16 protein-coding genes and 2 pseudogenes are annotated in these 20,206 nt (G+C 61.7%); 9 read left to right on the top strand and 9 right to left on the bottom strand.

The annotated features are described in order from the left end of the window. Positions 1-3: 3 nt before the first annotated feature. Positions 4-900, bottom strand: a complete 897-nt coding sequence (locus tag MHM84_RS19215; RefSeq protein ID WP_239268265.1) for a TIGR01777 family oxidoreductase — start codon at positions 898-900, stop codon at positions 4-6. Between the two features lie 227 nt (positions 901-1,127). Between MHM84_RS19215 and MHM84_RS19210 the strand changes: the two genes are divergently transcribed. Together MHM84_RS19210 and phrB are read left to right on the top strand one after the other, a co-directional pair. After that, entirely contained in the window at positions 1,128-2,042 is a 915-nt protein-coding gene (locus tag MHM84_RS19210; protein ID WP_239268263.1) for a MerR family transcriptional regulator, read from the top strand. Positions 2,043-2,065: 23 nt separating this feature from the next. Next, positions 2,066-3,484, top strand: a complete 1,419-nt coding sequence (phrB, locus tag MHM84_RS19205) for a deoxyribodipyrimidine photo-lyase (protein WP_239268261.1) — start codon at positions 2,066-2,068, stop codon at positions 3,482-3,484. A gap of 62 nt (positions 3,485-3,546) precedes the next feature. Here phrB and MHM84_RS19200 read toward each other — a convergent pair whose 3' ends face one another. Further along, entirely contained in the window at positions 3,547-5,379 is a 1,833-nt protein-coding gene (locus tag MHM84_RS19200; RefSeq protein WP_239268259.1) for a GGDEF domain-containing phosphodiesterase, read from the bottom strand. A 249-nt stretch (positions 5,380-5,628) separates the two neighbouring features. Between MHM84_RS19200 and fabA the strand changes: the two genes are divergently transcribed. Continuing rightward, positions 5,629-6,144, top strand: a complete 516-nt coding sequence (gene fabA / locus MHM84_RS19195) for a 3-hydroxyacyl-[acyl-carrier-protein] dehydratase FabA (RefSeq protein WP_239268257.1) — start codon at positions 5,629-5,631, stop codon at positions 6,142-6,144. 13 nt (positions 6,145-6,157) lie between these two features. Next, positions 6,158-7,372 carry a beta-ketoacyl-ACP synthase I gene (gene fabB / locus MHM84_RS19190; protein ID WP_239268255.1) on the top strand — a complete coding sequence of 405 codons (1,215 nt, stop codon included), beginning with the start codon at positions 6,158-6,160 and terminating at the stop codon, positions 7,370-7,372. Between the two features lie 59 nt (positions 7,373-7,431). On the opposite strand, the gene MHM84_RS19185 is transcribed toward fabB, so the two are convergent. Next, positions 7,432-8,190: a lysophospholipid acyltransferase family protein gene (locus tag MHM84_RS19185; protein ID WP_239268253.1), complete on the bottom strand. Its 759-nt coding sequence runs from the start codon at positions 8,188-8,190 to the stop codon at positions 7,432-7,434. Beyond that, a complete protein-coding gene (locus MHM84_RS19180; protein WP_239268251.1) occupies positions 8,187-9,062 on the bottom strand; it encodes a sugar nucleotide-binding protein in 876 nt (291 codons plus the stop codon). Before MHM84_RS19180 ends, MHM84_RS19185 begins: the two co-directional genes overlap by 4 nt. Positions 9,063-9,243: 181 nt before the next feature. On the opposite strand from MHM84_RS19180, the gene MHM84_RS19175 reads away from it, so the two are divergent. Further along, positions 9,244-10,107 (top strand): SMP-30/gluconolactonase/LRE family protein, encoded by an 864-nt coding sequence (locus MHM84_RS19175; RefSeq protein WP_239268249.1) that lies wholly within the window; start codon positions 9,244-9,246, stop codon positions 10,105-10,107. Continuing rightward, entirely contained in the window at positions 10,100-10,684 is a 585-nt protein-coding gene (locus MHM84_RS19170) for a DNA-3-methyladenine glycosylase (RefSeq protein ID WP_239268247.1), read from the top strand. The genes MHM84_RS19175 and MHM84_RS19170 overlap by 8 nt, the downstream gene beginning before the upstream one ends. Before the next feature lie 60 nt (positions 10,685-10,744). On the opposite strand, the gene ssb is transcribed toward MHM84_RS19170, so the two are convergent. Together ssb and MHM84_RS19160 are read right to left on the bottom strand one after the other, a co-directional pair. Next, on the bottom strand, positions 10,745-11,326 hold the full coding sequence (ssb, locus tag MHM84_RS19165; RefSeq protein ID WP_239268245.1) for a single-stranded DNA-binding protein: 582 nt from the start codon (positions 11,324-11,326) through the stop codon (positions 10,745-10,747). Positions 11,327-11,427: 101 nt separating this feature from the next. Beyond that, a complete protein-coding gene (locus tag MHM84_RS19160; protein ID WP_239268243.1) occupies positions 11,428-12,810 on the bottom strand; it encodes an MFS transporter in 1,383 nt (460 codons plus the stop codon). 226 nt (positions 12,811-13,036) lie between these two features. On the opposite strand from MHM84_RS19160, the gene uvrA reads away from it, so the two are divergent. Next, positions 13,037-15,880 carry an excinuclease ABC subunit UvrA gene (uvrA, locus tag MHM84_RS19155; protein ID WP_239268241.1) on the top strand — a complete coding sequence of 948 codons (2,844 nt, stop codon included), beginning with the start codon at positions 13,037-13,039 and terminating at the stop codon, positions 15,878-15,880. A gap of 91 nt (positions 15,881-15,971) precedes the next feature. Here the strand turns inward: uvrA and MHM84_RS19150 are convergent, their stop codons facing one another. After that, positions 15,972-16,643, bottom strand: a complete 672-nt coding sequence (locus MHM84_RS19150) for a haloacid dehalogenase type II (RefSeq protein WP_239268239.1) — start codon at positions 16,641-16,643, stop codon at positions 15,972-15,974. A 686-nt stretch (positions 16,644-17,329) separates the two neighbouring features. Between MHM84_RS19150 and MHM84_RS21615 the strand changes: the two genes are divergently transcribed. Further along, entirely contained in the window at positions 17,330-17,806 is a 477-nt protein-coding gene (locus MHM84_RS21615; RefSeq protein ID WP_343218307.1) for a general stress protein, read from the top strand. A gap of 501 nt (positions 17,807-18,307) precedes the next feature. On the opposite strand, the pseudogene MHM84_RS19125 reads toward MHM84_RS21615, so the two are convergent. After that, positions 18,308-19,209 (bottom strand): annotated as a pseudogene (locus MHM84_RS19125) (IS3 family transposase); the annotation flags it as partial. Between the two features lie 124 nt (positions 19,210-19,333). On the opposite strand from MHM84_RS19125, the pseudogene MHM84_RS21610 reads away from it, so the two are divergent. Next, a pseudogene (locus tag MHM84_RS21610) lies at positions 19,334-19,435 on the top strand (IS481 family transposase); the annotation flags it as partial. Here the strand turns inward: MHM84_RS21610 and MHM84_RS19115 are convergent. Then, a complete protein-coding gene (locus MHM84_RS19115; RefSeq protein WP_239268237.1) occupies positions 19,436-20,194 on the bottom strand; it encodes a peptidoglycan-binding protein in 759 nt (252 codons plus the stop codon). Between the last annotated feature and the right edge of the window lie 12 nt (positions 20,195-20,206).

Genomic DNA, 20,206 nt, shown 5'->3' with positions numbered 1-20,206 from the left:
GGTTCAGCGTCCCAAAATGGCAGTGAGCGCTTCGTCCAGTGTCGGATAGAGGAAGGTGAACCCCGCCGCCTCGAGCCGCCGGGGCCGCATGTCGGCCCCGGTCAACAACAGTCGGGACATTTCGCCCAGGGCCAGTTTCAAGAGCGGTGCCGGCGCAGGCACCAGTGCCGGGCGCTGCACATGCTTGGCCAGGGTGCGCGTGAACTCGGCATTGGTCACGGGGCGCGGCGCCGAGCCATTGAAAGGACCCTTCAACGTTGTCTCTCGCAATAGGTACTCGATGCTGCGCACCAGATCGAGACGGTGAATCCACGGCATGAACTGCCGCCCGCCGCCCATACGCCCACCCAGGCCCAGCCGAAAGGCGGGCAGCATCTTCTGCAACGCGCCGCCATCGGCGTCCAGTACCAAGCCAGTACGCAGCAGTGCCACCCTGACATCGTAACGCTCGGCGCCGCGTGCCGCCGTTTCCCATTCGGCACATAACCGATGGGCGAATTCGTCATGGGGTTCGGTGTCCTCGTCGACGGAACGCTGGCCCTGGTCGCCGTAATAGCCCATGGCCGAGCCAGAGACCATGACCTTGGGTGGCGTCGGCAGTCGTGCGCACAACGTCACGAGATCGTGTGTGATCCCCAGCCGGGAGTCGAGCAGACGCTGCTTCTGCGCCTCGCTCCAGCGCCGTCCGGCGATCGATTCGCCCGCCAGATTGACGATGGCGTCAGGTGACGTATCCACGAAATCGAGTACATGCTGGCGGATGTCGCAGCCGGCAGGCAGGTGCCGGCGCGCCTTGTCCGGTGATCGGGACACGACCGACAACGCATGGCCGCGCTCTTGAAGGTAGCGACACAGCAGCTGCCCAACGAAGCCACTGCCTCCGGTGATGAGAATTCGCATGGTGCTCCAAGTTGCTCAGCATTTATACAGATATTCTACATAACTGCTAATCTGCTAAGTCTAGCTGCGATGACCGTTGGCTGCGCCGGTCTCATTGAAGATCGCAAGGATTGTACAATCCAAGCATCTTGTACAAAATAATGACCACGACTTGTCGAGGTAAAACGAGCAGCCAGCCTCGCCAGGGCGCGGCAGCAAGGCTTTTCCAGCGAGAGGAATGCGTGTGCATGAACGATAAGGCGATGAATCCGGCCGATGCGCCGCTTTACCCAATACGCGAAGTGTCCCGATTGACCGGCGTCAACTCGGTCACCCTGCGTGCCTGGGAGCGCCGCTACGGGCTGATTCGCCCTCAGCGAACCCCCAAGGGACATCGTCTTTATGCCCGCGACGATATCGCCCGCATCGAGCGCATTCTGCAATGGCTCGGCCGGGGCGTTCCGGTCAGCCAGGTTCGTGACCTGATCGATCAGCCAGAAGCCGCCACGCCTGCCCCCGATACCGAAAGTGGCGACTGGGTCAGTCAGCGTCAGCAGCTCATGGTTGCCGTGGAGGCGCTCGATCTGCCGAGACTCGAAGCGTTATTCAACCAGAGCCTGGCGCTCTATCCGGTCAATGTCGCCTTGACCGAACTCTGGCAACCCGCTCTTGCCCAGCTCGAAGACGGTTGGAGCGACAAACTAGGGAACGGGCTGCAGCGCAGCTTGCTTGAGGCCTTTCTGCGCACCCGGATAGGGACTCGTCTCTACCACGCCAATTATGTGGCCCGCGGTCCTCGCTTGCTGCTGGCGCGACTGCCCGAGGAAACCAGCCAGCTGGGCGTGCTGTTACTGGCGCTAGCCGCCTCGCACGAAGGGTATCGGGTGGTGTTGCTGGACAGCGTTCCGCCGCTCAACGAACTGTCTCTTGCCGTGGACCGCCTGCATGTTGCCGCCGTGGTGCTGGTCAGCGCCCAGGCAGAACGCTCCGATCTGATGCGCCGCCAACTGCCTCGCCTGGCCGGACAGCTAACCACGCCCATCTGCCTGGCTGGCCCCGTGACACGCATCCGTGCAGCGGAACTCGCAAGCAGTGGCCTGGAAACGCTAGGCGAAGACCCCGTGCAATCGGCCAGTCGACTGGGCCCGCTCCTCAATCAGTAATTTCCCAGGGCAGGAACTCAGCGATGGCTCGCCAACTCGTCTGGTTTCGCAGCGATCTGCGCACGTTCGACAACACGGCCCTGGCCGCCGCAGCGGCAAAGGGACCGGTAATCGCCGTGTTCCTGCATTGCGCCCCTCAGTGGCGGGAGCATGGCCATGGCGCCAACAAGATCGATTTTTGGCGACGCGGCGTCGAGGCGTTGGGTGACGCCCTCAACGGCCTGAACATTCCGCTATTGCAACGCAGCATTGCTCGCTTCGAAGAGGCCCCGGAGATGCTGCTGACGCTGGCACGTGAGCATGACATCGCCTCGTTGCATTTCAATCGCGAATATCCACTTAACGAATGGCGTCGCGATCAGGCCGTCGCCGAGGCTTTCCGGCAGGCCGGGCTAGATGCCCAAGCGCATACCGATGCCGTGGCCTTCGCTCCAGGCGAACTGCTCACCGGTAAAAATGAGTACTACCGTGTCTTTACTCCATTCGCCAAGGCCTGGCACCGTGCAATAGATCACCAACGCCTGGCCCTACGCGATACCCCGGCGCCTCAGGCACGCCTGAAGCTCGATAGCGATCCCCTACCCAAGCTACCTGATGGCTTCGTTCAGCCCATCGACCCTGTCCTCTGGCCCGCCGGCCAGGACGCCGCCGCCGACCGGCTCGCGCGCTTTCTACGCTACCGTGCCCGCCATTATCGCGACGCTCGCGATCTGCCCTCGGTGCCTGGCACCAGTGAGCTTTCGCCTTACCTGGCCCTGGGAATGATTTCCCATCGTCAGTGCCTACAGGCAGTCATGAGCGAGAACGGCGGTCAACTGGCCGATGGCGACGCCGGGCTGACCAGCTGGGTCAACGAACTGATCTGGCGGGAGTTCTATCAGCACATTGCCTTTGGCTTTCCCGAGGTATGCCGCTATCGCCCCTTTCAGGCGCACACGGCGAACCTGCCCTGGCGGGACGACAACGAAGGCTTCCGGGCCTGGTGCGAGGGACGCACCGGCTACCCGCTCATCGATGCCGCCATGCGCCAACTGGTGACGACGGGGTGGATGCACAATCGGCTACGCATGGTCACCGCCATGTTCCTTAGCAAGCATCTACTGATCGACTGGCGACGCGGCGAAGCCTTCTTCCTCGAACACCTAGTCGATGGCGAATTCGCGTCCAACAACGGGGGGTGGCAATGGGCCGCCTCGACGGGAACCGATGCAGCGCCCTATTTCCGGATATTCAATCCCATGACACAGTCACGGCGCTTCGATGCCAGCGGCACGTTCATCGCCGAATTCCTCCCCGAGTTGGCGGAACTCCCCGAGAAAGCCCGCCATGACCCGTCCCGAGAGCAGCGCGAGGCACTCGGCTACTCGCCTCCCCTCGTCGATCACAAGGCGGCGCGTGAACGCGTCCTGGATGCCTTCAAGTCGCTGCAGAGCTCGTCCTGAGTGGTGGCTATCCGGGGGGGGACAGAGCGGCTAGCGTCACTAGATCACTACGCCAGGCTCGCTCAGTTGATCGGCTGGGAGGCGTTGAGATAGCGCGCCTCGATCGCCGTGACCGACTCGGGGCGGGCGAACAGGAAGCCCTGGGTCAACGGGCAGCCATGCTCGATGAGAAAGTCGCACTGGGCCTGAGTTTCTACACCTTCGGCCACTACGTCCAGGTGCAGGCCGCGTGCCATGGCCAGTACCGCCACGACGATGGCGGCATCGGCACGGTCATCGGGCAGAGCCTGGATAAAGGCGCGGTCGAGCTTGAGCTTGTCGACGGGCAAGCGCTTCAGGTAGGCCATGGAGGAGTAACCGGTACCGAAGTCGTCGATGGCGATCTGATGCCCCTGATGTCGTAGCGCCTCGAGACGCGGGGAGATATCGCCGGCACGTTCATCGAGTAACACCGACTCGGTCAGCTCCAGCCCCAACATGCTCGCCGGCACCTTGTGCTGCGCTAATGCCGCGGCCAACCGCGATTCCAGATCGCCCTGAATCAGCTGCAGTGCAGAGATGTTCACCCAGATGGGTACGCGCGGCATGCCACTGGCACGCCAGCTTGCCTGCTGCGCGACGGCGCGCTCGATGACCCAATTGCCCAAGGCAGTCATCAGACCATGGCGTTCGGCCAACGGAATGAAATCGGCCGGCGAGATCATGCCCTGCTCCGGATGGCGCCAGCGCAGCAACGCCTCCATCCCCACCAGCGCGCCATCGACCAGGCGATGCTGGGTCTGATAGAAGAGTTCGAGCTGGCCGCCCTGTGCCAAGGCACGTCTCAGCTCATTGACCAATGCCAGCTGCCGATCTCCCGCGACTTCGAGCGAGGGGCGAAAACGGCGGTCGTGGTTGCGGCCATGACGTTTGGCACTGTAGAGCGCCGACTCCAGACGCTGGAAAAGCACCCCCGAATCGCCGCCATCCTCCGGCGCACGGCAACTGCCGATGGTCAGACCCAGGCGCAGGGAGTTGCCGTTGAGTTCGAAGGGTTCGCTCAGGTGCTCGCGCAGGCTGGCAATCCACTTCTCGTGATCGTCGAAGGTCGTGGTGCGTATCACCATGAACTCGTCGCCGCCCAGGCGTCCGACCACGCCACCGGCCACGAAGGCGGCGAGACGCTGGCCGAAGCGCGCCAACAGGCGGTCGCCGTTGTCCACCCCCAGGCCGTCATTGACCGCCTTGAAGCCGTCGATGTCGATCAGCGCCAGATCGAGCCCCTCGCCGGCACGCAGGCGCTGGAGTCGCGATGTCAGCATGTCGTGCAGGCGGCGGCGATTGGGCAGGCCGGTCAGCGGATCCTCGAAACCGATACGACGCAGGTCCTGCTCGCGGGCCTTATGGCGTGAAATGTCGGTGAACAAGCCCACGTAGTGGCTGACGTGCCCGCGTTCGTCGGGGCAGGACTGAACCCGCAACCACTCGGGGAACTGATCTCCATGCTTGCGCTGGTTCCAGATCTCGCCCTCCCAGCGTCCGGTGGCATGAAGCGTCTGCCAGTAGCGGTCATAGAACGCCTTGTCGTGACGCCCCGCCGAGAGGGCTGACGAGTCGAGGCCGCGCACTTCGTCATGGGTATAGCCGGTGATTTGAGTGAAGGCCGGGTTGACGGTCACGATACGATTGCGGTCATCCGTGATGACAACCCCATCCTCGGAAAGCTTGAGTGCTTCCTCGCTCAGCCGGCGCCGGCGATGCTCACGGCGCACCTGGCGCCAGCAGTCGACCAGGCCGACGATCACGATGGCCAGGCACGCCAGACGCAGCGAGGCAAATGGCAGCCAGGCCATTGCCATCAGGGCAGCCAGGCCCATCCAGGCCAGGGGTCGATTAAGCGAAAAGGAGGGCCACATGGTATCTCGTCGTTGGGTTCGGCAGCCGACATAAGCGGGCATCATGCCCCGCAGAGGAAGTTGGGCGCAAGCCGAAAGCGGTCAACGGCTGGCGTTGCGCCGACCCGAGCAGCGAACTAAGGTGATTGACATGTCGCAAAATGCCGTCAGTAGTAATCCGCATGGCGTGCATTCGCCACGCGCTACCAGTAGACTAGGCGCGTCTGCGCAGGGCGCACGATGCTCAATTCTGACTCTCGGAACGATTCAGTGACCAAGCAACACTCCTTTAGCTACGAAGAGCTGCTGGCATGCAGCAGAGGCGATCTGTTCGGCCCAGGCAATGCCCAACTGCCAGCCCCCAATATGCTGATGCTCGACCGCATCACCCGTATCCACGAGGATGGCGGCAAGCATGGCAAGGGGGAACTGGTGGCCGAACTGGATATCCGCCCTGACCTGTGGTTCTTCGATTGCCACTTTCCCGGCGACCCGGTCATGCCCGGCTGCCTGGGCCTGGATGCCATGTGGCAGCTGGTCGGTTTCTATCTCGGCTGGCTGAGCCATCCGGGACGCGGCCGCGCACTAGGCTGCGGCGAGGTCAAGTTCTCGGGCCAGATCATGCCCGACGCCGACAAGGTTACCTATCACATTCACGTGAAGCGGATAATCACGCGCCGGCTGATTCTAGGTATCGCCGACGGCACGGTGGCTGTCGACGGTAATGAGATATACCAGGCCAATGACCTGCGTGTCGGCCTGTTCACCTCCACTGCGAATTTCTGATCAGGAGGCTTGCATGCGACGAGTGGTAGTCACCGGTCTGGGTATCGTTTCTTGTCTCGGCAATGATCAGCGTCAGGTGCTGGATGCCCTCAAATCCGGACGGTCAGGTATCCGTTTCAAGGAAGAGTACGCCGAGCGGGGTTTTCGCAGTCAGGTCGCCGGTACGGTCGAGATCGATCTCGATGCGCTGGTCGACCGCAAGCAACGCCGCTTCATGGGCGACGCCGCAGCCTACGCTTACGTATCGATGGCCCAGGCCATCGAAGACGCTGGTTTGACGCCCGAACAGGTATCCAATGACCGTACTGGCCTGATCGCCGGTTCCGGCGGCGCCTCCAGCGCCAACCAGGTGGAAGCCGCCGATGTTCTGCGCGAGAAGGGCTTGCGCCGCGTCGGTCCTTACCGGGTCACCCGCACCATGGGCAGCACGGTATCGGCATGTCTGGCGACGCCCTTCCAGATCAAGGGCATCAATTACTCCATTTCCTCGGCCTGCGCCACGTCCGCGCACTGCATCGGCAATGCCGTCGAGCAGATCCAGCTCGGCAAGCAGGATATCGTGTTTGCCGGCGGCGGCGAGGAGGAACATTGGACCTTGTCGTGCCTGTTCGACGCCATGGGCGCCCTGTCCACCGGCTACAATGACACGCCCGAGAAAGCCTCGCGCCCTTACGACAAGGCCCGTGACGGCTTCGTCATTGCCGGCGGTGGCGGCATGCTGGTACTCGAGGAACTCGAACACGCCAAGGCCCGTGGCGCCAAGATCTATGGCGAAGTGGTCGGCTATAGCGCGACCTCTGACGGCTACGACATGGTCGCTCCGTCCGGCGAAGGCGCGGTGCGCTGCATGCGTCAGGCCATGCATGGACTCGAAGGCGGAATCGACTATATCAACACGCATGGCACCTCGACACCGGTCGGCGACCTCGCCGAACTCAAGGCGATCCGCGAGGTGTTCGGCAATGCCACGCCGCCGATGAGTTCCACCAAGTCATTGACCGGTCATTCGTTGGGCGCGACCGGCGTGCAGGAAGCCATCTACTCGCTGCTGATGATGGAGCACGATTTCATCGCCGCGTCGGCCAACGTCGAACAGCTCGACGAGCAGGCCGAGGGCTTCGATATCGTCACCGCCCGTCGCGACGTTCCGGTGAAGCGCGTCCTTTCCAACAGCTTCGGCTTTGGCGGCACCAATGCCTGCCTGGTCATGGAAAAACTGCGCGATTGACCCGGGATATGTCTCGATGCTAAACGGGCGCCCTGCGGGGCGCCCGTTTTTTGTTGCAATTACACCGGCATTTGCGGTGAGGGTGCTTGGGCCCGCTCGGGACGCGGTACCTCGGATATTTCGTCGAGCTGAGCCTCGATCCAGCGCTCGACGTCGACCAACACGTCTTCCGGCGTACGCCCCTCGGTGGCGATGGGATCGCCGACCACCACCGACAGCCTACCGGGGTTCTTGATCCAGTGCCGGCCGGGCCAGCGCTCGCCGGCATTATGGGCAACAGGTAACACCGGTACCCCGGCGCGACAGGCGATCACCGCGCCACTCTTGTTGTAGCGACGCCGCTGGCCGGGGTCGACCCGTGTCCCTTCGGGGAATATCAGCACCGACAAGCCTTCCTTGAGACGCTGTGGCCCTTGGGACAGGACCTGTTTCAGCGCCTTCGAGGGGCGCGAGCGATCCAGCGCGATGGGATGCAGCAGGCGTAGTGCCCAACCGAACAGCGGCAGGCGCAACAGCTCCTGCTTGAGCACGGTACACACCGGTGGCTTGAGCACCTGCAGATAGATGGTTTCCCACTCGCACTGATGGTTGGAGAGAATCACCATGGGTCCTTCCGGGAGGGCCTTGTGTCCGCGAAAGTCGTAGCGAATGCCGCAGATCCAGGAGAACCAGGCAATGATGAAGTGATTGTAGAGATTCAGTAACCGATAGCGGGACGGTAGCGGCAATAGCGGCGCTATCGGCAGGCATAACAAGCCGAAGAACAGTATGGCCAGAAAATAACCCGCATAGAATATGACGCTACGCAGCGCGTTCATTCCTTGCCTCCCTGCGCTCTGTAGGCCTGGCACCAGGTATCCAGCAGGCGCCCCAGCTCCAACCGCCAAGGCTTTTGGTGCACCCCGAAGACATCGAGGACCCGCCGACAGTTGAGGACACGCCGCAGCGGTTGGTCGTGGTGGTGGTTGAGGGCGACCAACCGGCCCAGCTCGACCGTCTCGCCCACCCCTTCGAGGCGTGTCGCCAGTTGCGTGCGCACCACCGAGGTGAACGTGTAGGCACTGACCGGCTCCGTACCAGCCAGATGATAGGCGCCCCACGCATTGGCACCGCAGGCTTGCTGCTGCAGCATGCCGATCAGCGCCATGGCGGCGGCGTCGGCCGACGTTGGGCAGAAGATGACATCCTCGGCGGCACGGACTTCCTGCCCGGTCAACAGACTGTCGACAAGCTCGGTCAGCCAGGCGCCGGCGCCTTCCAGCGCGAACAGTGGTCCCAGCCGCACGATCAGGTGTCGGGCTTGATGCTCCCGGATACGGTCACCGGTCAGTATCAAGCGCTGCAGACTCTCGTCGCGTGGCGCCGGGATGACATGTTCGTCGATAGGCGCCTCGGCGCCGTCTTCATAGAGCTGATCCGAGACACACCATACCAGAGGCACGCCGGCCTGCCGGCAGGCATCCATACACGCCTCGACTGCCTCGGCGTGCGCCGTCACTGCCGCAGGATCGGCACTGATCGGCTGGGCCAAGGGTGGAATCACCAAGGCATCCGGGGCCACCTCGTCGAGGTGGTCGGGACTCACCGTCACGCCCTCCTCGATTTCCAGCACGGTATCACCGCGCCGATTGGCCTCGCGGGCCAGCGCCAGGCTGAGACAGTGCCCGGCATCCAGAATCAACAGCTTCACGGCGCTTCCTTTTCTCGCAAACTCACCTGCCCGGAACGCGGGCAACGGCTCCGTTGCCCTCCTTGGCCAAAAGGGGCCCATACTTAGCATGTCACCCAAGCGCTGTCATCATCACCATTCTCATCGCAGTCGCTTTGCGGCACCATGCCGATAACCATTCCTGACCCACCGAGGGCATTCCATGACCGAGACCGTTCACTGTGTCTGGCCCGGCCGCGCCCAACTCGGCGAAGGCCCGCTGTGGTCGACCGAGCATCGGGCGCTATTATTCGTCGACATTCGCGGCAGTCGGCTGCTGGTGCATTACCCGCAGGACGGGGCCACCCATGCCTGGCCCCTGGAAGAGGCCTGTTGCTGGCTGGTGCCGCACGCCCAGGGCGGTTTCGTCGCCGGGCTGCGCTCCCGCATCGTCCGCATGGAGCTTGATATCGACGGGCCCCGGATCGTCGAGACACTGGCTCACCCGGTCGCCGGCCGGTCGGGACAACGCCTCAACGACGGCAAGGCCGACCCCTCAGGGCGTCTATGGTTCGGCACCATGGACGATGCCGAGCAGGAGGCCAACGGAGGTTTCTATCGTTTCGACCGCCGGGGCCTGAGCGAGGTCGATACAGGCTATGGCGTACCCAATGGCCCGGCGATCGATGCCAGTGGCACCACGCTTTACCATACCAACAGCCCGACCTGCACCGTCTACGCCTTTGACCTGACGGCGACGGGCCAGCTTGCCAACAAGCGAGCCCACCTGCGTTTCGATCCTAGCCATGAGGGCCACCCCGACGGTATGACCCTGGACGCCGAAGGCGGCCTCTGGGTGGCCCATTGGGACGGCGGGTGTATCAGTCGCTTCCTGCCGGACGGCACACTCGATCGCCGGATTTCGCTTCCTGCGTCACGCGTCACCAGCTGCGCTTTTGGCGATGACGATTTCGCTACGCTGTATATTACCACTGCCAGCGTGGGCCGCGATGCCGAACCTCAGGCAGGCGCGCTGTTCGCGGTCCGCCCGGGGGTGGTCGGCCGGGCACCCTGCCACTATGTATGAAGTATCCTCCGCGCTGCCCCGCACATTCTATGCACGCTCGGCCCTGGAGGTCGCCCGAGATCTGCTTGGCAGGCATCTGGTGCGCCATATCGGCCAGGAATGCTTGGTGGGTCGTATCGTCGAAACCGAGGCCTATGGCGGTGCACTTGATTCCGCCAGCCACGCCTCGCGGGGCCTGACGCCGCGCACGGCCCCGATGTTCGGCCCACCCGGCCACGCCTACGTCTATCTCATCTACGGCCTGCACGACATGCTCAACGTGGTGACCGACCCCGACGGCGAGCCCGGGGCCGTGCTGATCAGGGCCATGACGCCGGTTCGAGGTGAGGCGCAGATGATCGCTCACCGTGGCGGCCGACGCGGGCGCGTACTCAGCGATGGCCCTGGCAAGCTGGCCCAGGCCATGAACGTCAGCGTGAGTGAACTCAACCGCCACGACCTGTGCCTCGGCGAACGGTTATGGCTGGCGCCGGGCGAGCCGCCACCCGACGCTCGCGTCACGGCCGGTCCGCGTATCGGCATCGACTATGCCGACCCGGCGGACCGCGAGGCACCGTGGCGCTTTGTGATCGCCTGATCCCGACATGAAAAAAGCCCGCAGAAGCGGGCTTTTTCATGCACATTGCCAGGGCATTCGTCAGAACGGGATTTCGTCATCGAAGTCGTCGAAGCTGCCGGGGCTGGGGGCACCGTAATTGCCGCCTCCCTGCTGGCCGCCGGCCGGGGGCTGCTGGGGCGGCTGCTGAGCGGGGCGCTGCTGAGGCTGCCCACCACCTTGGGGGGCATTGCCGTAGCCACCACCCTGCTGGCCGTAACCGCCCTGAGGTGCACCATAATTGCCCTGAGGCTGCTGCCCGTAATCGGCACCGCCGCCCTGCCCACCACGGGTATCGAGCATCTGCATGTCGTTGGCGACGATTTCGGTGCTGTAACGATCCTGGCCGTCCTGGCCTTGCCACTTGCGCGTCTGCAAACGGCCTTCGATATAGATTCGAGAGCCTTTCTTGACGTACTGCTGGGCGATCTCGGCCAACTTGTTGAACAACACGACCGAATGCCATTCGGTGCGTTCCTGACGCTGACCGCTCTGGCGGTCGGTCCAGCTATCGGTAGTCGCGATACGCAGGTTCGCCACCGGGTTGCCCGACGGCAGGAAACGTACATCGGGATCCTGCCCCAGGTTACCGATCAGAATGACCTTGTTTACACCACGGGCCATGGTTGACTCCTTACATGATCTTGGAATTGAAAGACCTGAGACAGGCCGCGTGACACGCCCTCGTCAGTCAGGCAGCCTGGCTACCTGCCAAGCGATGGCGGTCACACACCGCGATGCGTACGCCCGGAGCCGACGACTCGGGCCAGCGCATCGGCATCGAGCCGCTGGCGATCCACCTTGAGATAGGCGACTCGCTCTTCGGGCACCACGAGCACGTCTTCCACGCCCGCCACATCGGCAAAACGCGCCATCAACGTATCCAGCGCATCACCTTCCTGCTCGTCCAGGGCCACCACCTCGCTCGACAGATGGCGCGGTGCCGGCATCCCCCAGATGACGATCAGCCACACGGCGGCAAGCAGGGCGGTGCCGAGAAATACTGCATCATAACCGAAACGCTGCGCGAGAGCGCCCCCAAGCACGCCTCCCAGGAACGCACCCATGAACTGGCTGGTCGAGTAGATCCCCATGGCGGTGCCTTTGGCCCCAGCCGGTGCCAGTTTGCTGATCATCGAAGGCAGCGTCGCCTCCAGCAGGTTGAAGGCAACGAAGAAAGCCAACAGCAAGCCGAACAGTTCCCAGCGCTGATGGCCAAACTCGCCCAGCAGCAACAGGACCAGGGTCATCGCTGCCACGGTGCCTAGAAAGGTGGCTTTCATGCGGCGATATTTCTCCGCCACGATCACCAATGGCACCATGCATATGAAGGCCAGCCCCATCACGGCGAGATAGACCCAGCCTTGATGGTCGGCCTCGATGCCCACCGCCACCAGCCGAAACGGCAACGCCACGAAGGCGGCCATCAGGATGAGATGCAGCGAGAAGATCGAGAAGTCCAGACGCAGCAGGTCGCTGCGGGCCAGGGTGCTGCGCAACTGGCTACGGTCCAGCCCCACGTCGCGATGCCGGGCTCGCCGCGGTGCAGCCGGCACCAGGCGCCACAACACGATGAGGCTCAATAGAGCCAGCAGCGCCGTGAACCAGAACACCCCGGACAAGCCGAAAGTCGATGCGACCAACGGGCCGACTACCATGGCGATGGCAAACGCGACACCGATCGACAATCCAATGGAGGCCATGGCGGCGGTGCGCACCTGTTCACGCGTCTGGTCGGCCAGCAACGCCATGATCGCCCCGGCCACGGCTCCACTGCCCTGCAGGCAACGTCCGGCGATGATTCCACCGATCGTCGTCGCCTGGGCAGCGACGATGCTACCGACGATGAACAGCACCAGGCCGCCGGCAATGACAACCTTGCGCCCGATCCGGTCGGAGAGCAGGCCGAAGGGAATCTGCAACACGGCCTGGGTCAGGCCGTACGCGCCCAGCGCCAGTCCGACCAGTAACGGTGTGGACCCGGCCAGGTCATCGGCATACAAGGCAAGCACCGGCAGCACCATGAACAGGCCCAGCATGCGCGTGGCATACAGGCCGGCCAGGCCGGTGATGGCGCGACGTTCAGTGGCAAGCAGACGAGAGCTCATGAGCGGGATCGCATACAGATGGAAGCGGGTTTGCAAAACGGCGGCTCGCGCACCGGCAGCCGTCAGCGGGGATAACATTCTACCGGTCCGAGCGGTCGGAGGAAAAGCATAGTGTCGTTTTGTCGCCCTACCCGAGCGTCGGGTCCGGCACACGCTCACTGGCGTGCTATGGTGAAGGCGGCCTAGATCGTATAATTGAAACTTTTGCGATGCGAATGAGGTGGGAATGGACAAGATCCAGGTCAGGGGTGCCCGAACGCATAACCTCAAGAACATCGATGTCGAACTGCCGCGCGACAAGCTGATCGTGGTGACCGGGCTGTCCGGGTCCGGCAAGTCGTCGCTGGCCTTCGACACGCTGTACGCCGAGGGGCAGCGCCGCTACGTCGAGTCGCTTTCCACCTATGCCCGGCAATTCCTGTCGATGATGGAAAAGCCCGACGTCGACCATATCGAGGGGCTGTCGCCGGCGATCTCCATCGAGCAGAAGTCCACCTCGCACAACCCGCGCTCCACCGTGGGCACGATCACCGAGATCTACGACTATCTGCGCCTGCTGTTCGCTCGCGCCGGTACACCGCGCTGCCCCGAGCACGGCACCGATCTGGAGGCCCAGACCGTCTCGCAGATGGTCGATCAGGTGCTGGCCCTGCCCGAGGGCAGCCGGCTGATGCTGATGGCGCCGGTGGTCTCGGGACGCAAGGGCGAGCATCTGCAACTGATCGCCGAGCTGCGTGCGCAGGGCTTCGTGCGCGCCATGGTCGATGGGCATGTCGTCGAACTCGACGACGTGCCCGCCCTGGAGAAGAACAAGAAGCACGACATCAGCGTGGTGGTGGATCGCATCAAGGTGCGCGGCGACCTTCAGCAGCGCTTGGCGGAGTCCTTCGAGACCGCGCTGAACCTGGCCGACGGCATCGCCGTGGTTCACTTCATGGACGGCGAACGGGAAGACATCCCCTTTTCGGCACGCTTCGCCTGCCCGGTCTGCGGCTACTCCATCGCCGAACTCGAGCCGCGGATGTTCTCGTTCAACAACCCCGCAGGCGCCTGCCCTTCCTGCGACGGATTGGGCATGCAGCAGTTTTTCGATGCCGACAAGCTGATCAGCCACCCGGAACTGTCACTGGCCGAAGGCGTGATCAAGGGCTGGGACCGACGCAGCGTCTATTACTTCAACCAGCTTGAGGCCGTGGCCAAGCATTACCGCTTCAAGCTGGAGACACCGTGGAACGATCTCGCCCGGCATGAACGCGAGGTCATCCTGCACGGCAGCGGGCACGATGCCGTCGCCTTCAGCTACGTCAACGACCGCGGCCGCAAGGTGACGCGTGAGCACCCCTTCGAAGGCGTGCTGCCCAACATGCAGCGCCGCTACCGGGAAACCGAATCGAACATGGTGCGTGAGGACCTTGCCAAATACTTGGCGGTTCAGCCCTGCCCCACCTGTCACGGCAGCCGACTGCGTCGCGAAGCCCGCAACGTGTTCATCGATGACCACACGCTACCCGACATCGTGCACTTTCCGATCGGCGAGGCCTGGAACTATTTTCGCCAGCTCGAACTGCCGGGACGCAAGGGTGAGATCGCAGTAAAGATCATTCATGAGATACACGCGCGTCTGGAATTTCTGGTCAACGTCGGTCTCGATTACCTGAACCTCGAGCGCAGCGCCGACACCCTGTCGGGCGGCGAAGCCCAGCGTATCCGCCTGGCCAGCCAGATCGGCGCCGGGTTGGTCGGGGTCATGTACATCCTCGACGAACCCTCCATCGGGTTGCATCAGCGTGACAACGACCGGCTGCTCAAGACGCTGGAGCATTTGCGCAACCTCGGCAATACGGTGATCGTCGTCGAGCATGACGAAGACGCCATCCGCGCCGCCGATCATGTACTCGACATCGGTCCCGGCGCCGGTGTGCATGGCGGCACGATCGTCGCCCAGGGCACGCCCGAGGACATTCTGCGCAACGAGGCCTCGCTGACCGGGCAATACCTGGCCGGGACGCGGCGTATCGAGGTTCCGCCCCACCGGATTCCCGGCAACCCGGAAAAGGTGCTGCGCCTGACCGGTGCACGCGGCAACAACCTGCAGGACGTCGACCTGTCCCTGCCCCTGGGGCTGTTCATCTGCGTGACCGGCGTGTCCGGCTCCGGCAAGTCGACCTTGATCAACTCCACGCTGATGCCCATCGCGGCCCGCGAGCTCAACCGCGCCACCACCTTGACTCCCGAGCCCTACGAGCACATCGAGGGGCTCGATCAGCTCGACAAGATCATCGATATCGACCAGAGCCCCATCGGCCGCACGCCTCGCTCCAACCCGGCGACCTACACCGGCATTTTCACGCCGATTCGCGAGCTGTTCGCCGGCACCCAGGAAGCCCGGTCGCGCGGCTACAAGCCGGGGCGTTTCAGCTTCAACGTCAAGGGAGGGCGCTGCGAGGCCTGCCAGGGCGAAGGCATGATCAAGGTCGAGATGCACTTTTTGCCCGACATTTACGTGCCCTGCGATGTGTGCAAGGGCAAGCGCTACAACCGCGAAACGCTCGAGGTCAAATACAAGGACCGCAACATCCACGAAGTGCTCGAGATGACCGTCGAGGAGGCACTCGAGTTCTTCAGCCCGGTGCCCGCCATTGCCCGCCGGCTGCAAACGCTAATGGACGTCGGCCTGTCCTACGTGCGCCTCGGACAGAGCGCCACCACGCTTTCCGGCGGCGAGGCGCAACGCGTCAAGCTGGCCCGCGAACTGGCCAAGCGCGACACCGGCAAGACGCTGTACATCCTCGACGAGCCCACGACCGGGCTGCACTTCGAGGACATTCGCCAGTTGTTGACCGTCCTGCATCGCCTGCGCGATCACGGCAATACCATCGTGGTGATCGAGCACAACCTGGATGTGATCAAGACCGCCGACTGGCTGGTGGACATGGGCCCCGAAGGCGGTTCCGGCGGTGGGCGCATCATTGCCGAAGGTACGCCCGAGCAAGTAGCGGCAATGGCACACTCGCACACGGGACGTTTTCTGCAACCGCTGCTTGAGCGAAAATCGATGAACATGGCATAAGCGACTCGGGCCCCGATGGTTTTCATCGGGGCCCGGGGTGGTCCGGGGCTTTTCAGAGCGGATTCGGCGCTCAGTATCGGAACGAGCTCGGTTATGCCTGACTCGCCAGAATCTTGTCGGCGACCTCGCCCATGTCCTCGCCCTGTAGGTCCGGCTGGATCCCGACCGGATTGAGCACCTTGCCCGGCCGCGCCACGAATGCCGTCTGGCAGCCGGCACTCGCCGCACCGGCAATATCCCACGCATGCGCTGCAACCATTGTCATCTCGCTCGTGGCAATGCCCAAGCGCTCCGCAACCATCCGATAAGGTTCCGGGGCTGGCTTATATCGCTTCACTTCGTCCACCGCCATGATGGCGTCGAAGCAGTCCGCCAGTCCGGCCAGATCCAACTGCTGCTTCGCCGTATCCAGGCTGCCGTTGGTCAACGCGGTGAGATTCAGGCCATGGTCTCGCAGCGATTGCAACGCTGGTAGCACGTCGGCATGGGGCGGCAACGACTTCAGCCCCTCGACCAGTTCCTGGCGCTGGTCGTCGTTCACCTCGATCCCCCGCCGCGCGCCAGTCATGACCAAGGCCCCCTGGGCCAGCTCACCGAAGGGCTGATAGCGGTCGATGACAGTGGCCGTCAGCCAGTTCTCTTCCAGGGTCAAAAACCATTCGATCCGCGTACGAGCGTCACCGAACAGACGCTCGAAGAAGGAATCGAGCGCAGCGACGTCGAGCAGCGTCTCGTTCACATCGAAGACGATATTCCGTGTCATGTTGCTTCCTCTTATTTCTCGCTCATGCAGTGTCGATAAGCGATCGATCGAAAACCTGCCGCTCGGTGCGGTTCAAGGCGTACGCCACTGGTTACCATTAGCCCATGGACCTCGCTGTTACCAGCCAAGCCGTCGCGCTGCACTCCATTCGCTAACAGCCCTGGAATGCTGCCTTTAGGACTCGGATTGGGCCTGCATGGCATAGTCAAGAGAGATGAAGATGAAAGTATTCGGTAGGAAGAAAAGTACGTAACAATATACGCAGAAACGAAAGCCGCCTCGAAGGGCGACCTCTTTGCAGAAAATCTTCATCAACTGGTTGATTTAACTAACTTAACCATGGTGCCAACCTCAGGAGCCGCACCTAGCCCCCAAAAAGTTCCCTGCCCAAAAAAGCTCCGGCTTAGCCGGAGCAAGATAGACGAAGGGTATTTCATGGCTTTTAAAGGCTAGCTCTTCAGTCCCGCTATGAATTTATCGTTTCTGGCCATTCATGTTTTATTCAGTTAGGCAGAGTGTGTGAAAAACAATGATACACAAATATATCTAAACAAACGTTTCTTGCCTTGCGTGCCACCTATCCTGCATCTAGTTTACCGATACGCCTTTGGTATACAGGCGCTAAGCAATACAAGGGAATATTGCTTACCATGCATTCAGAAACCCCTGAGATAAGGAGAGTTTCAATGGCGGACGATAAGCGTAACCAAGGAAACATGAGCGTAAACGAAGCTGGCAAGAAAGGCGGTGAAGCCACTTCAGAATCTCATGATAGGGAATTCTACGAAGATATCGGCCACAAAGGTGGCGAAGCCACCTCAGAAACGCATGGCAAGGAGTTCTACGAAGATATTGGCCATAAAGGCGGCCAAAACAGCGGTGGTAACTTCAAGAACGATCCTGAACGTGCTGCTGAAGCGGGCCACAAGGGCGGCCAGAACAGTGGCGGTAACTTCGCCAACGATCCAGAAAAGGCCTCCGAGGCTGGCCAGAAAGGTGGTCAGCATAGTGGTGGCAACTTCGCCAACGATCCAGAAAAGGCCTCCGAGGCTGGCCAGAAAGGTGGCAAGCATAGCGGTGGCAACTTCGCCGAAGATCGGGAGAAGGCTTCTGAAGCCGGCAAGAAAGGCGGCGAGCATAGCCATGGCGGAGGCCGCCGCTAATCCTGATTTTAGCGAGCCAAAAGAAGGGATAAGCTAAAAGGGAAAGGAATCCCGTGTCGCTGCAGAACTGAGCCCGGCCTTTATTTATAGGCCGGGCTCAGTAGTATTACCGACATGCCTTGAGCCTGTATCCCTTACATAGGTACCGGGATCAAGTACCTGCTGGTAGTATAAGTATCCCTGTCTAGGTTTCTTGATTCTTACTGGTGTGACAGTGCGTAGATTTAATGCTAAGGGAGAATAGAGCAGGCATTCCTTCGCGAATACAAACTGATTATAATTTTTTCGCCTGCACTATCAGGCGGCCACAGGTTCCAAGACAGTGGAGATCAATGGGCCACTTGAAACACTCTCTTGAGATATTGTATTTATCTGGAGAAGTTACAAAACCAACCAAGTGGCGGATAATTACAATGAATCGCCAGTTGGGCAAGAGAGACTAGTACTACTGTTGGCCTTCCCCCCTGGTTTAGGTCCGCTATCAATGTAAGGAACCGCTCCTCATGCGCACTGCTCAGCATACGCTACCGGTGACAAATAACCCAGTGAGCTGTGCGGTCTGACATGGTTGTAGTGGGTTCTCCATTGCGTGATTTCGTGTCGTGCATCCGCCAGGCTCAGGAACCAGTGCTGGTTGAGGCAGCCGTCCCAGAACTTGCCGTTGAAGCTTTCGATGAACGCATTCTGCGTCGGCTTGCCCGGCTGGATGAAGGCCAGCGTCACCTTCCGCTCACGCGCCCAGAAGAACATTGCCTTGCTGGTTAGCTCCGGCCCGTTATCGCAAACAATCGAGGCTGGTAGAGAGCGCTGCTGAGCAATCTCGTCCAGGAACCGGGCCAAGCGGCGGCCGGAAATGGACGTATCTATCAATTGCCCGACACACTCTCGGTTGAAGTCGTCCACGATGTTCAACACGCAAAACCGACGCCCCGAGGCCAACTGATCCGACACGAAGCCCATCGACCAGCGCTGGTTGGGGCGGTCCGGCAGTGGCATCGGTGTCCTCGGCCGGATCAGCCGCTTGCGCCATCGGGTCCGGACCTGGAGGCCATGCTCGCAATACAGCCAGTAGGTACGCTTGCGATTGATCACCAAGCCTTCCTGACGCAACAGTGCATGTAGCAGCAAGTAGCCATAGCGGGGATAGCAGGTCGCCAAAGCTTGCAGGCGTGCCCGAAGAGGCGCATCGTCACGCGGTATGGCCTGGTACCGAGCCACTGATCTCGCCAGGCCCAGCAGTCGACAGGCGCCTCGCTGGCTGAGTCAGCCGCCTGTCACCAGATGTTGTACCGCACGCCGTTTCGCTGCGGGCGTCACCACTTTCCCGAGACGATCTCCTTGAGCGCGGCATTGTCGAGGGCGCTTTCCGCCAACAGCTTTTTCAGTCGGGCATTCTCGGCTTTACCCTTTCGTATCTTTGCTATTCTCTTCGTAAGTGTGGGGCCCCGGATGATCAAATGAGCTATAGAAGTTATCCTCTGCTGGCAGCCAGAGGGCTTCTAGAGCAGCTCATTTGGGAGCGCAAACGTGGATATCAAACTGCATAAACAAGCCATCACCGCGCGGCAGCTCCTTGCCAAGACCCAGGCGGCACCCAGCGTCAGCGAGTTGGCCCGTCAGTACGGCATACTAGTTTTGCCCTAAGATGCCTTCCAAGCCCGCCGATACCAGAACGAACAGAACGAAGCCGCCGACGAATGACAGTGGCGAGATATGCGTGTCATCACCGCTTTCGTGAGCCTCGGATATCATGTCCTCGATGGCGGCGACCGTAAGAAGACCTGCCGTGAAGGTCAGCGCCGCTAGCTTGAACGTCTCCGGTTGGTTCCTAAGTACGAAGTAAGCGAAGAATGCCGCCGAAAGTACAGGAATTGCAAAGGAGGCAGAGAGCAGTATGCGTTTGCTGCGTGGGATTCCCTTGTCTTTCATGTTGGCGATCGTCGCGAATCCCTCAGGAACATCAGCCAGCACTTGCCCCGCTGCCAAAATCAAAGCAACCGATGGCGATACTGCCGATCCTGCCCCGATCAGAAGTCCATCGCTGAACAAATCAATGGATACGGCGACATAGATCATCCAGACACCAGCCTGGCCGCTTTCACCCTGCTTGCCTTGCCGAGTCTGGATATCTTCTACGAGCTTCTCGATACCTACGTAAACAATACCGCCCAAGGCGAAGGTGAGGGCAATCAGCCACGCTGAAAGGTTTTCCAACGCAAGCGGCATGATTTCAACCGCCACCACTGCAATGACGAGGCCGGCGGCACCGTGAAGGGCGTAATTGAGTCGGCGGCTGGTGGTCCGTGAGGCCTCCGCAGCGAGTCCGCCACTGAAGTTTCCTAACGCAGGAAGCAGCGCCAAGCCGAGTACAACCCAAATGCCATCCATAATCGCCATCCT

Origin of the sequence: Halomonas sp. McH1-25, assembly GCF_022348165.1 — a bacterium.
GTDB lineage: Bacteria > Pseudomonadota > Gammaproteobacteria > Pseudomonadales > Halomonadaceae > Modicisalibacter.
This window is presented reverse-complemented; position numbering and strand designations above follow the sequence as displayed.